Here is a 13,506-nt window from a genome sequence, read left to right as displayed (position 1 = left end):
ATTAGACACCTCCTTCCACTTTGTTCTTGAGCCTTTGCATTTTAATAAAATATTTGTCCCCTGCCATCATTAACAATCTTTTGATTCCAAATTTTGTAAAATTATACATCCAAAAAAACACAGCCACCGTCTTGTCGACAACTCTACCATATCTAAAGGAAATATTGAATTTTTCCCTGGTCGTTTGCTTAACATTGCTACTTGCTCCTCCCATCAACATTTTTGCAATAACCCTACCTGGCATGTATTTGCTTCTTCCACTTCTAAAAATCTGATAGGCATGTGCGTGATCTGCACAAAGCTTATAATTTAAATCGAACAGATGTTGGGCTGCGCGCCGAGTGAAAATTGCCTGATGACAAATTGGATTAAGGTTTAATTTTATCTGATTAGTCTGTTGTCTGAATACATATGCCCTTTGCTTGTCATAAAAACAGATGTCTCCATAAACCATATCTATATCAGTGGTCACTTTATCTAATTCATCAGCTACTTCTTCCAAGACATGTTCGGAGGCAAATAAATCACCGGCATTTAAAAAAAACAACCACTCCCCGGATGCTGCCGCAATTCCTTTATTCATCGCATCATAGATCCCTTTATCCTTTTCACTTATAAAGTAGGATATGCTGGTCCTATACTGGTTAATAATTTCAACAGTTCTATCCGTAGAACCGCCATCAATCACCACCATCTCATAATTTGTATTGGTTTGGGATAGAATGCTTTTGATAGTTGCCTCAATCAACTTTTCAGCATTATATACGACCGTTATGATTGAAATTTTCGGATTCATTTTTCCTGAGATTTACTTTTGCCCATCGCTTTTTCTTCTTCTTCAATAAGTATATCCAACACCTGATAAAAGTCACAGTCATACTCCCATTTAAGAATATTCTTAGCCATGGAATTATCTCCATAAATATCATCAATATCCGTCGGCCTAAATAATTCACTATCCACCTTATATCTGGCTAACGGTATATCAAGACGATTAAATACATACTCAATAATTGATCTAAGCGTAATACTTTTACCTGAGCAAATCATGAAATCCTGGGGGGTATCTTGCTGTAACATTAGCCACATCGCTTCAACATACTTTACAGAGAAACCAAAATCTCTCTTTACATCGATATTACCCACCTTTAATATCCATTCAGTATTGCTTCTATTCTTAACAGATTCGCTAATTATTTTTTTCACGAAAAAATTAGGACTCCTAAGAAAAGACTCATGGTTAAAGAGTACACCATTACATGCATATAATCCGTAGGACTCCCTATAATTAACAATTGTCCAGTAAGCGGATGCTTTTGATATTGCATACGGACTCAAGGGATGCATTGGTGTATCCGTAGTAACAGGCAAGTGTTTTACTTTACCATACATTTCACTACTCGAGGCCTGATATAATTTTGTATTCGGGCTGGACAATCGGATAGCCTCCAGTAAATTAAGGACGGAAATAATATTAAATTGTATGGTACCAATCGGCTGATGAAATGATATACCAACTGAGCTTTGTGCCGCAAGATTATAGACCTCCGTTGGCTTATATTCGGTGATTATATTAATCACGCTTGACATATCCATCAGATCACATTCAACAAGCTTTACACGGCCAATAATCCCCAGATATACCAGCTTCTCCGGTAAAATTGAATGATTTCTTCGAACAATTCCAATTACTTCATAGCCCTTACTTAACAACAACTTAGCAAGGTATGCACCGTCCTGCCCTGTAATTCCTGTTACTATTGCAACCATTATATCAGTGATTTATAAAAATTCTTTGTCTTGATATAAGTTGCCTCCCAAGAAAATTTCTTTTCTTGTAAGGTTCCCAACCTTTTCAATTCCTGTTGTTGGGCTGTATTGCCTAACAAATTATCCACAGCTTTGTATATACTATCAGCATCCGTTGGATCAAAATAAACTGCAGCCTCTTCCGCTATTTCAGGTAAAGAACTTCGATTACTTACCACAACAGGACATTTGAGAGAAAATGCTTCTAGTACTGGGATTCCAAATCCTTCATATAAGGATGGAAACACAAACATCTCTGCATATTTGTATAGATTTTTCAATACTTTATCATTGATCCTGACTTGCTCCACCTGTTCGGCAATACCCAATTGGCGGAGTAATTCTCTTTCTGAATCAGTAAAGTCTCCACCGCCCGCTGCAATTAACTTCAAATCCGCTTGCTTATGTATGATAGGGGCGATAGAAGAAACAAAAAAATCAAAATTTTTGTATCCTGATCTGTTGCCTACAAATAGGATATACGGATTAATTACAATCCTTTCAGCAATGTTAACCGCATCGTCCTTGAAAGAGCTTCCCAAATAGATAACTTCTATTTTGGAACCATCCACCCCAAAAATATCGATCATATCTCTTTTAGTGGACGCGGATATAGCTATTACACGTGGCGCCTTCTCCAGTAATAATTTTTTATTCCTAAAAATGGACTTATCGTTAAGTACTTCGAATTTATCCGCAAATTTTTCATGGATCATGTCAAGGTACGTTGCTGTAAAAACCTGTCCCTTTACATGATTCAGAAAATACGGATCATAGTATGTTGGGTGGATTATATCATGATTTCCTTTCCCGATTTTTTTTTCAGAAATAGTTTTATTTATCATATTCATGATATGATATTTGCCTCGAAAGCGTTTACTCCGAAAAAAATAATGTGAACCAACATTTGTTGATTTATTTAAATATGCATTATTTGTCAGCCAGGCAGAAACATCAATTTCCATTTCTCTATCCTGCCGTCCGTGACTAATCAGTTCATAAAAATATCTGGAAATACCACCATATTCCTGCATGGTGAAAGTCTGATGATCGTATAATACCTTCATATTTAATTGTTAATTCACCATTTTAATCCTTCGACCCGACCGTGAATGCGGATTTTAAGAAGTGCTAAAACGAGCTAAAACTTATGCAACCTTGTTCCGCACAATACCTTGAGCATCGAATTTTGTAACGGCTAGCGTGTACCTTTCCCGAACTATTTATTCCAGATTCCTGTTGCTTTATTATTGATTATCTTTTTATATTGAATTGGGATGATTATCCCGGGAATAAACAAAGAAATACAATTAGCTATTGCAACTGCAGTAACCCCCAATCCATCAACTCTGCTGAGTAAGATGGCCATCGGTATGTTTATTATACCAATAACCAGGCTTGTATATAGCTGTAATCTTAACTTGCTTACGCCATTTAGAAAATATGCGAAAATATTATTCCAACAGCTTATAAGGACAAATACTCCCAGCCATAGTGTAACAGATTTAGGAATTTGGACTTCATCCCCAATCCAGTATTTATATACGACGGGAGAAATGAAAAACATTATAATAACCCCAATCACTGTAAGCCCCCAAACAAGCATCAGTTTATTTATAATTTTTTTAATCCAACTGTAATCCCTATTAACATAGGCCTCTGTAATTGCAGACCAGAATGGTGTTAAGATAATGCCAAATCCTATTGACACCACACTAAGATAACGAAAGGCAATGTTAAACGCCGGAACCTCTTTTGGGCCGAAAAGCCTGGTTATCAAAAAGTTATCAGTTGAGAAAATTATCATCACAATCAACTGAATAAAAAAGAATTGAAAGCCCAGAGATAATAGCTTTTTTGAATGTGTAAAATTTATGCATCTCAAAGATGGAGCAAGCTGTCTGTATTTTCCTGTAAAGAAGAATATGGACGTTATCCCTGTTACAAGAATTGGAACGATAGAATAGTAAAAGGAAAAAGTTACTAGATTTTTAGCGTCGGAAAAAGCATCCAATAAATATATGATCAATAGTGTAATTGCATTGATGAGCATATTTATATAGTTCGAGATATAAGAGTTTTGATCCGCAGTGGCAATTGTATTAATGATATCCAATACTAATTTTATACAAAAACTACCAAAAATTATTATAAATACAGTCCTTAGCGGCCCTGCCAATAGTGGGTCTGCATTCAATATTTTGCTCCAGTCTGCAACCTGGTTAAATCCCAAGAAAATAATAAAAAACCCAGTTACTATGAGCATCAATAACGCGTAAGTAGTACTAACAAGTTCCTTTGCTAGTTGGTAATTTTTTTTGGCGATCGCTTCTGCTAAATTGTTTCTTAATCCATTAGCTAGGCCTATGTCAAAAAAAGCAAGCCAGGAGACAATGGAACTGATTGTTAACCAAAGACCAAAGTCTTCCTTGTGCAGGTATTTTAAAGACAATGGAATTAATAACATTGAAAATGCCACACTCAAGCCTTTCAGCACAAAAGAGTAAATAATATTCCTTTTAGCCTTGCTATTTCTCTCCTGTCGTAATTTGTCTGAACTCATTACAATTACATTTTCGTGGCCTCAGGTCCAACCATTAACTTTTTGTACACAACTTTACATATAATGCCAAAAGCTGTAATTAATACCATAATCAAACCACCCAGAAAAACGCATTTTATTATTCCTGGCTTTTCGGAACGTAAGGGCAAAATCGGAGAATCCACTAACTGGAAAATTGGTGTTTCTTGAACCATTGCCAGCCTACTTAACTCTAAATTTTTCACAACTTCTGCATACATCGTTTGCAGTACTGCCTTATCTCTTATTGCTACTTCAGAGCCTACAAGTGCCACCCTTCGGGCCGGATTGAGATTCAAATCCTGGGAATAGGCAGCTGAATAGGTTTTCTTATTCAGTAAATATTCAATGGAATCTGCTTTTGATTGAAGTAAGTCTACATTAGACTTAGACTTTTTCGTCTTTGTCTTGATATAAAAGTCAGCTGCTTTACCAACCAATCGTTCAGCAAAGTATTTTGAGAACATTTCGCTCTCTGATACCACACTTAAATTAATAAAGTTGAGCTTCTTATCTTTCTTTCCAATAATTAGATTTTCTTTGATTATTTTTTGATACAGTAAAAAAAGAATGCTGTCTTGGCGAATTGAAAAATTTTCTCTGTTTATTGTTGCAGGCAAAATAAATTTTGTATCCGGTGCAATTTTAAGCCGCTTTCGTAAGTTATACGTGTCAATATAATAATCCGCAAGACTTTGACTGTTATTTGAATCTACCGGCATTAACAGTGTTTGCTCTACCATTAAGCGAGACTTCAGGAACTCTATAATGTTATCGCCGTTAAAAATACCACTACTGGAAGCGCCACCAATATCTATTCCAAATTGACTCGCTATCCCGGCGTACGCTCCTAATCCCCCTCCTTTATTTTCATCCAGGACAAATGTTAGATCTGCGATATATGTACGTTTCTTTGATTTGGCATAAAGTATGCCTAATCCTCCGCCCACCAAAGAACATATTAAAAATAAAAGCCAATTTCTCCTAAATATCTTAATCCATGATTTGATTTCAAGGATTACGGTTCTAAGATTGACCTCATCACCAACATTACCACGATCCATGATTGAGGAAGATTCCATTATAAATCGATTCAAATTCCGGTTATAAATTATTTTACTGTATTCAATATTGTAACAATCACCAACGCTACCGACGCAAGTCCACTAGCTATTCCAATTGCTTCGCCACCAGTTAATCCTTTCCGTTCCTTTCTGGTTGGAACATAAATCTCCGCTCCCGGCTTCACTCTCGGATAACTATTAAAAAACAACACCTTCTTCGTATTCTTCACTTCCCCATTCGCATACACTATATAACTTCTTCTCTTTAACGCCTGGGCAGTAAATCCTCCCGCTCCATGAATATAATCCCTAAACGAATACCCATGATCAAACCTCACCTTCTTCGGAAAATACACCTCTCCAAACAACTGCACTGTCTGCAACTTCTTCGGCACCCGGATCACATCCCCTTCCTCCAACAGCAGGTCATACTTCGAACCCGGATTCTTTATGATCTGATCCAGGTTAATACCCAGCAATTGCTCATGACGTGACACCGCCTGTTTTACCCGCGCAATGTCGGAAGAGTCCTGCAGCTTATTAATAAACACCTCCAGCTTATTCGCCAGTATCAAACTATCTCCCTCATTAATAAACGTCTTACGCAGCATCACCGCACCTTCTGCATACGCCTCCGGCCTTAAACCTCCCGTACGCTTAATCAGATCAGAAATACGCTCTGAGCGGGTGTTGATGGTATAATCCCCAGGATATACTACCTCTCCGCCAATGGATACATTCGCCTGGGTGGAATAAACCGGTGACCGGCGAATGGACACCTCGTCAAACGGCAGCAGCACAAAATGCTGGGCGTCCGGGTTTGAACTCAGGTCCTTATTGATATCAAAATACTGCACAATGGCTTTAACGGTATCCTGCGGGTTGTACACGCCGTTGCGAATCCTGCGGGATACTTCGATATGCTGAGTGGAAGCCGCATCATTCAAACCGCCTGCGAGCAGGATCAGGTCTTCCAGGTGCATGCTGTCCCCATAGGGGTAATAGCCGGGCTTGTTCACCTCGCCGTCTATACGTACTTCATATTCCTCGCGGAGTTCCAGCTTGGAATAGATCATTACGCTGTCCTCCTTCTGCAGGGTGAGGTTGGTTTTTCCTGCAATCGCGTCCTGGACGTTGAAGTTGATATAAGCCGGCGTATAGTCTGCCTGTAAGCGGCGGATCAGGCCACGGGTGAGGGAAGCCTCTTCCCGGACGCCGTCCGCTCTTTTGAGCAGGTCCGTGATGGTCATGCCTTCTTCCAGGGCGTAGTTACCGGGATGGAATACGGCGCCGGAGATGGTAACCCTGTTGCTGAAGCGGTTGAGGATAGAATCCACGATGTATTTATCGCCAGACTTCACCCGGAAGTTTTCCAGCTGCTCAGCGGTAATGTTTACCACCTCTCTTTCTTTATTGTTAACACGATAGCCGCGGATTACGTCCGTATAGGCACGGTCCGTATAGCCGCCGGCGAAATCGATCATCTGCTTCAGCGATTCATTCTCCTTTGCTTCGAATACAGCCGGGCGTTTCACTTCACCCGCCAGTTCAATCCTGGTTTTATACGGATTGATCTTTACGATGTCCTGGTCCTGCAAAACGATGTTATTGGTCAGATCTCCATTGGCCAGGAAATCATACAGATCGAAAGTTACCACAGGCTGACCATTACGGATCACCTGTATGTTACGGAAACTACCATTTTCATTGGGGCCGCCGGATACATAAAGGGCATTGGCCACGGTAGCCAGGGATGGGACCGTGTAGGAACCCGGCTTTTCTACCTCGCCGATGAGCAGTACCCGAATGCTACGGATGTTACCCAGCGAAATCTGTACGAAGGTGTTACCAGACTTAATTCCCGAATAAATGGTGGCTAATTGCTTTGTAATCCGGTTTTTCGCTTCTTCGATGGTTAATCCATTCACATATACGGGGCCTAAATTGGGGATTCTGATATAACCGTCCGGGGTAACTTTTAGCCGATGCTGCACCTCGGAATATCCATACACGTCAATCAAAAGCTCATCGTTCGCAGCCAGCCGGTAATTCGGCGGTGTGGCCATCCGGAGGTTCGGTTCGAAGGTCAGGTTCTTGTTGGAAAAGAGCTCCGCCCCAAAAATCCGTCTTCTCCGTTTCTCCCGCTCCTGCTCTTCCTTCGTCAGCTTAGGTTCTCCGCTGTCTCTTGGCCCATCGTCATCGTCCACCGTTCGTTCTTCTGCCTTGGCTGCAGCAGCCTGCTGCGCCTTGGATGGATTGCCGGCCAGTTCCTTGTCCAGCCCCATGGTTCTAATCCTATCTTTGAGCTTGCTGACTTCAATATCGGGAATGCCTTTCTGCTGCGCATAACTGTCTATATCTTCGAAAGATAAATTACTCTTCTTCATCTCCGCCACAATCTGCCTTACCTGATCGTCACTGAGATTATCCACCTTCATCTGCCTCATTTGCTCTTTGGAAAACGACGGAACCTGGGCATTCACACTATAAACAACAAACAGGAACAGCTGGATCAGCAATAACTTTCTTAACATTATAATAGGATATATTATTGTTCTTTCTCGAATTGGTTCTTTTGGCCTTAAATATCGGGCTTATTAGGCCAAAAAACGGCCAAATAAGGTGCAAATCTATATAAAATAACATATAAATGTTACTGGATAAAAAAACAGTTTGATGCCCGTTATAACACTTATCAGTCGGGAATGTTCCCTACATACGCAGAATAATGCCAAAAATCACTTACATCTCCTAAAATCTTAATTTTAAACAGAAAATAATATAACTCCAATCAACATATATAAATATATACATATACGGAAGATAATAACAAACCGTTTTCCCATATTATCCGTTTATATAAGTAGAGCGTATCCGTGCGAAACCAAACTACCTGTCGTTTATTCTGGACATCCCCGATGTCCGTTCCGTCTTGTGAATGTGAGAATGCTGTCCCGATTTAATTGATTTTTAAGTTAATAGATAAGAGTAACCATCCTGATTCGATGAATTTTGTTTAAATTAGTTAACACAAAACTTAAACGTTTATGTCATCTGTTGAATTTAACACCTTACTGGTCGGTAACGCCGACTTCCTGAAACCCTTCGCTTATACCCTTACGAAAGACAATGAGCAGGCAAAAGATCTTTATCAGGAAACCATCTTCAGAGCGCTGACCAACCAGGACAAGTACCTCGAAGGCACCAACATCAAAGCATGGTTATTTACCATCATGCGTAATATCTTCATTAACAACTACCGCAAAAAATCAAAAAATCGCATGATCACAGAACCTGTCATCAGCGATTTCTTTATCAATTACCAGCGGGGCGTAGTGGGCAACAATGCGGAAACTACCATGCGTACCAAAGATGTACACCTGGCAATGTATAAACTGCCCGTTATTTTCAAACAGCCGTTCCTGTTATACCTCGAAGGATATAAATACTTTGAAATTGCCGCCATCCTCCAGGAACCGCTGGGTACCATCAAAAGCCGTATCCACTTTGCCCGGAAGATCCTGAAAACACAGGTGCAGCGCTAGGAAAATCCGATTCTCTAATTTTCTATCCCCCCATAAACCAAATCCAGGTAACGCTGACGTAAGGCGCCATGAAAATAAAATCCGCCTGCCATTACCACCACAGCCCCCAATAACACCACCGGCTGCGGCCAGCAATAATATACCGAGGAAACCAGTATCACAAAACGCGCGTATTCCAGATAGAACACCCACCGCTTCTGCTCTAATATAGCGCCACAGTTAATCAAAGTACATACGATCAACATACTGATGCATACCTGTATAAACACAGGTACATAATGCTCCAATAACAAAAAGGAAAATAATAACACCAGGGTAACCGCTATCTGCCAGATAACGTAGTTATTCAGCTTAGGCGTTTCCGTTACCGTGTCCTTACCGATTAAGAACCTCTCTTCCAGCACCGCCCTGGCAGCAGGATCTACATTATCCGGCTTGCCGAATACGATCCGGAAGCGCTCCCTCCACGTACGCGCGTGCCGCACGGAGTATAACATCTCCAACACAAAATGAAAATGCTGCCACAAAAAGCTGTTACTGTTTAATGGCTTGGTAAGCCCGTACACCGGCTCCTCCTCCTCCTTCGTAAACGTACCAAACAATTTATCCCAAATGATGAACACATCCCCGTAATTCCGGTCCAGGTACTGCGGATTGCTTGCATGATGCACCCGGTGGTGCGACGGCGTCACCAGGATATATTCCAGTATCCCCAGCTTCCCGATCGTTCGCGTATGGATAAAAAACGGGTACAACCCATGCACCAGCAACATACTCGTGATCATCCCCGGCGGAAAGCCGATCACCGGCAACACCGCCCAGAAACCCGTCCGCAGAAATGCCTGGAACACCGTGATCCTGGCCGATACCGTATAGTTAAACTCCTCGCTCTGGTGATGCACCACATGCGCACACCAAAACAACGTCACCTCGTGCGCCAGCCGATGATACCAATACCACACAAAATCAGTACACAACAACAACGCTACCCACAGCAACACGCTCGGCCTGATATTAAACACCGCGTAATGCTCATACAAATACCTGTAAACAAAATAAAACAACCCCACCGTAAAGGTGTCCGCCAAACGCTCCGCAATCCCTACACTGATGTTCAGTACCGTATCATTAAAACGGAAATAAGTCTTCCCCTGCTTACTCGCCACCAGGTACTCCAATCCCATGAATGCCAGGAACAAAGGCACCGCAAAAGCCAGATAGTTTAAATGCACTGCGTAGATTTTATTGTTTAAAAATGATAGCATAGGTATTCACACGACGCCAATGGCATCGTCTGTCAGGGTAGCAACGGCCAGCCAACTAACAGGCCGGCATTGCCTTATGAATATGCTGGTGGTAAACGGTTACAATATTATAGAATAATTTTCAATTATCCTACCATTTTAGTAGACTAATAACACAAAAGGGGCATAAACGCAAATTGGCCGGCACATACATGCCGGCCGCGCAACCACTCCGATGGCGGTAAGAATGATTGCATATATCTGTAAACGTTAGTCTTCCGACGGGCCGGGATCAGCCATTCGTACAATCTTCGGGGTAAACCGGCCAATGATATCTACCAGCTCCTGCTGCGCAGCCATCACCGTATTGATATCCTTATACGCCATTGGCGCCTCATCCAAACCGCCGCCAATCAGGGTTACGCCATGCTCTTTCAGCACCGTACGCAGCTCATGACCGGTAATGCTCTTCAACGCCTGGCTTCTGGACATCTGACGGCCCGCGCCATGACTGGCAGAATTCAACCCCTGCTCATAACCGCGGCCGCGGACAATAAACCCTGGAGCCGTCATAGAACCCGGGATCACCCCCAGCACGCCTTCGCCGGCAGGCGTAGCGCCTTTTCTATGCACAATCACCTCCTTCCCTTCGTAACGCTCCTTCCAGGCAAAGTTGTGGTGGTTTTCCACCCGCAGCAGTACGTTGCCGCCCACCGATTTAATCAGACGTTTATGAATCAGGTGATGACAGGCCGAAGCATAATCCCCCGCCAGGTTCATCGCCAGCCAGTACTCCTGCCCCGCGGCAGAATTCAGGTCCAGGTAAGCCAGGTGCTGTACATGCTGCGGCAGCGGACATAATTCCTTCGCCAGCTTCGTGTACTCGTTGGCTACCTGCGCACCCAGGCCGCGACTACCAGAATGGGATAACAACGCCACATAACGCCCCGGCGGCAGGTTCAAACCGTTTTCCACCTCCAGCACCTCCACAATCCCCCACTCCACAAAGTGATTCCCGGAACCGGAAGTACCTAACTGCTGCACCGCTTTATCCTTCAGGCGCTTCAACAGCGGAATTTCCGCAAACTCGCTACGGTCCAGCACCGCATCGCCCTTATCTGCCTTCAGCACGCCTCCGGCCCCAAATACCGTTTTGCTTTCCAGCTCCTTCCTGAACTTATCATACTGCCCGGTCAATACCGTTTCCGGCAGATCGATAATGCTCAAACACATCCTGCACCCGATGTCCACCCCTACGCCATACGGGATCACCGCATTTTCCGTAGCCAGCACACCGCCGATCGGCAACCCATAGCCCTGGTGCGCATCCGGCATCAACGCCCCCGCAACGGCCACCGGCAAATGCGCCGCTCCCCTCATTTGCTTCACCGCGCCTTCGTCAATAAACGATGCCCCGTAGACGGTGTATGGCGCCGCTTCTTCCTTTAAAGGAATGATAACAGGCTTTTCCACCTTCGCTTCGTGCAGCTTTGCTGCAATCTTACCTAAATGTTCATGCTCCAGGAAAGTTTCCGGCGCCTGCAATACCTGCAGCAAAAGCTCCCGCACTTTCTCTTCCGTAGTATGCTTATAATTTGTATTAATAACGTTCATGGCTACACTGATAACGGGCCCCTGCGGGTAACCGATACCCAGCAACCATTTGCCGCTGATTTTAAACTTTGACATTTTTCTTAATTGAGGTTCCTTAATGAATTAATTCAATGGCCGGCTCCCGGCGGAAGCCGATCGCACGCTGCCTGATCTCTACTGCAACTTCCAGCGGATTCGTAATCTCCGCTACCGTCATAGGCCTGCGGATGACCTGGTTAAACCCGAGCGAATCGGACAAACGCTGCGCCTTTTCCACGGATAACTTACCAAATTCGTACCGCGCAATCAGCCTGCCTTTGCGAAGCAACGCGCTGTCTACCGAACGCAGGTCGCTGTTGAAAGAGCAGATCAGCTGCACATTCAGACAGTCCGACAATAACCCGTCCGATAAGTTAAGCAGGTTGGATACGGATGAACTGCCTGTCACTTTCCTGTCCAATATAATATTTTCCGCATCTTCAATCACCACCACGCAGTTCGGATTATCAATCAACAGGTTCATGAAAGAAGGACTGGTAATGCTTTCCGCCATATCAGGGGACACAAACAAGATCTTCTTTTTAATCCGTCCTATCAGGTAGCGGAGGTAGGTGGTCTTGCCAGTACCTGGCATGCCATGCAGCAGCACGATGCCCTTGTCCTTATCCTTGCGCAGGCGCTGTTGTATAACCTGGTCAACCGCCTGGAAATCATCTTCGTAATAGAGCGAGAGGTCCAGTTTGGTGCGCCTGATCTCCATGCTCTTGAGTACCATGCGGCCTTCGTAAGTGGAAATCAGGTTCATTTCCCGGGGCGCTTGCTTGGCCCTTACTTTAAGCGGCGCCACGCTTTCGGTCACTTCCTTTATAAACCCGCTATCCCCATCCTGGGTCAGTATCTCTATAAAGGACGATTCCAGGTAAAGCATCCGGTTTTGCTTCAGCACAAAGATGATTTCATCGTGCTTATATTGCTTCTTCCGGGCGTCATAATCCATATCCCGGTAGATGTTGAGTATATCGGCAGCGAACCTTTCTTCCACCATCCTTATCGCCTTTTCTATATCCACGTTGTAAACAGTGTGCATACAAGGCAAACTGTTAAAGTGATGCAGGTACACCTCCGTTCTGTTCAGAAAACCGGAAGAGGTCAGATAAGCGCTGGGGATATCAGGGTTCCTATATGTATGTTTCATTTTCGTATATCCTTTTAAGTTAGATAAAGACTTACCGGAGCTTTTTTGCTCCGGCAATGCATCCTTATCATCGGTGGCCTTCTATCATTGCTTTGACCACCCGGGGTTAATGGGTTAATGCAAACAGAGACGAAAAACAATATGTTTAAAAGCAGGCACTCATTGCAAGGCAGGGCAGGAATGCCCCGCCGTTACAGTGTTATGTACCTCCTCAATAAGTCGGATAAATAAAAAACCCGGTCCATTTTACACGGACCGGGTTACTAACGTTAACGCATATACTACGTTAAAGCATACCTTGTCCGTTTAGCCTGCCTTTGGGCAAAGCTATCGCCAAATGCTTGACCATAGCGCTTTCCAGCTACCGCCAACCATTCATGGTTCCAAAGTTTTTGTTTGATTACAGCTTTCATCATCAGCAATCAGGCAATAAAAAAAGCCCGGGATTCACGGTCCCGGGCTCTGATTATTGATA

10 protein-coding genes are annotated in these 13,506 nt (G+C 43.2%); 1 reads left to right on the top strand and 9 read right to left on the bottom strand.

From position 1 onward, the window contains the following. Nucleotide 1: 1 nt before the first annotated feature. The 6 genes from BOC67_RS13170 to BOC67_RS13145 all read right to left on the bottom strand — a co-directional run bounded on the left by BOC67_RS13170 (nucleotide 2) and on the right by BOC67_RS13145 (nucleotide 7,988). Nucleotides 2–796, bottom strand: a complete 795-nt coding sequence (locus BOC67_RS13170) for a glycosyltransferase family 2 protein (protein WP_291910794.1) — start codon at nucleotides 794–796, stop codon at nucleotides 2–4. Further along, a complete protein-coding gene (locus tag BOC67_RS13165) occupies nucleotides 793–1,770 on the bottom strand; it encodes a GDP-mannose 4,6-dehydratase (protein ID WP_291910793.1) in 978 nt (325 codons plus the stop codon). Before BOC67_RS13165 ends, BOC67_RS13170 begins: the two co-directional genes overlap by 4 nt. Beyond that, on the bottom strand, nucleotides 1,770–2,876 hold the full coding sequence (locus BOC67_RS13160; protein WP_291910792.1) for a glycosyltransferase family 1 protein: 1,107 nt from the start codon (nucleotides 2,874–2,876) through the stop codon (nucleotides 1,770–1,772). Before BOC67_RS13160 ends, BOC67_RS13165 begins: the two co-directional genes overlap by 1 nt. 152 nt (nucleotides 2,877–3,028) lie before the next feature. Continuing rightward, on the bottom strand, nucleotides 3,029–4,372 hold the full coding sequence (locus BOC67_RS13155; protein WP_291910791.1) for an oligosaccharide flippase family protein: 1,344 nt from the start codon (nucleotides 4,370–4,372) through the stop codon (nucleotides 3,029–3,031). Between the two features lie 5 nt (nucleotides 4,373–4,377). Further along, nucleotides 4,378–5,472, bottom strand: a complete 1,095-nt coding sequence (locus tag BOC67_RS13150) for a hypothetical protein (protein WP_291910790.1) — start codon at nucleotides 5,470–5,472, stop codon at nucleotides 4,378–4,380. Between the two features lie 29 nt (nucleotides 5,473–5,501). Then, nucleotides 5,502–7,988, bottom strand: coding sequence for an SLBB domain-containing protein (locus BOC67_RS13145; protein ID WP_291910789.1), 2,487 nt, complete (start codon nucleotides 7,986–7,988; stop codon nucleotides 5,502–5,504). Between the two features lie 513 nt (nucleotides 7,989–8,501). On the opposite strand from BOC67_RS13145, the gene BOC67_RS13140 reads away from it, so the two are divergent. Beyond that, complete coding sequence (locus BOC67_RS13140) at nucleotides 8,502–8,999, top strand: RNA polymerase sigma factor (RefSeq protein WP_291910788.1); 498 nt, start codon at nucleotides 8,502–8,504, stop codon at nucleotides 8,997–8,999. A gap of 14 nt (nucleotides 9,000–9,013) precedes the next feature. Here BOC67_RS13140 and BOC67_RS13135 read toward each other — a convergent pair whose 3' ends face one another. The 3 genes from BOC67_RS13135 to BOC67_RS13125 form a co-directional block, all read right to left on the bottom strand. Beyond that, the gene (locus BOC67_RS13135) at nucleotides 9,014–10,231 is read right to left on the bottom strand and encodes a sterol desaturase family protein (RefSeq protein ID WP_291910787.1); all 1,218 of its coding nucleotides are present in this window, start codon (nucleotides 10,229–10,231) and stop codon (nucleotides 9,014–9,016) included. A gap of 282 nt (nucleotides 10,232–10,513) precedes the next feature. Next, on the bottom strand, nucleotides 10,514–11,932 hold the full coding sequence (locus BOC67_RS13130) for an RtcB family protein (RefSeq protein WP_291910785.1): 1,419 nt from the start codon (nucleotides 11,930–11,932) through the stop codon (nucleotides 10,514–10,516). Between the two features lie 19 nt (nucleotides 11,933–11,951). Beyond that, complete coding sequence (locus BOC67_RS13125; protein WP_291910784.1) at nucleotides 11,952–13,031, bottom strand: AAA family ATPase; 1,080 nt, start codon at nucleotides 13,029–13,031, stop codon at nucleotides 11,952–11,954. Nucleotides 13,032–13,506: the final 475 nt, after the last annotated feature.

The organism is Chitinophaga sp. CB10 (assembly GCA_001870995.2).
Lineage (GTDB): Bacteria > Bacteroidota > Bacteroidia > Chitinophagales > Chitinophagaceae > Chitinophaga.
This window is presented reverse-complemented; position numbering and strand designations above follow the sequence as displayed.

Coding starts and splice junctions, on each gene's coding strand:
- BOC67_RS13145 (WP_291910789.1), bottom strand. CDS start 7,988: ATGTTAAGAAAGTTATTGCTGATCCAGCTGTTCCTGTTTGTTGTTTAT.
- BOC67_RS13170 (WP_291910794.1), bottom strand. CDS start 796: ATGAATCCGAAAATTTCAATCATAACGGTCGTATATAATGCTGAAAAG.
- BOC67_RS13125 (WP_291910784.1), bottom strand. CDS start 13,031: ATGAAACATACATATAGGAACCCTGATATCCCCAGCGCTTATCTGACC.
- BOC67_RS13160 (WP_291910792.1), bottom strand. CDS start 2,876: ATGAAGGTATTATACGATCATCAGACTTTCACCATGCAGGAATATGGT.
- BOC67_RS13165 (WP_291910793.1), bottom strand. CDS start 1,770: ATGGTTGCAATAGTAACAGGAATTACAGGGCAGGACGGTGCATACCTT.
- BOC67_RS13150 (WP_291910790.1), bottom strand. CDS start 5,472: ATGGAATCTTCCTCAATCATGGATCGTGGTAATGTTGGTGATGAGGTC.
- BOC67_RS13130 (WP_291910785.1), bottom strand. CDS start 11,932: ATGTCAAAGTTTAAAATCAGCGGCAAATGGTTGCTGGGTATCGGTTAC.
- BOC67_RS13155 (WP_291910791.1), bottom strand. CDS start 4,372: ATGAGTTCAGACAAATTACGACAGGAGAGAAATAGCAAGGCTAAAAGG.
- BOC67_RS13140 (WP_291910788.1), top strand. CDS start 8,502: ATGTCATCTGTTGAATTTAACACCTTACTGGTCGGTAACGCCGACTTC.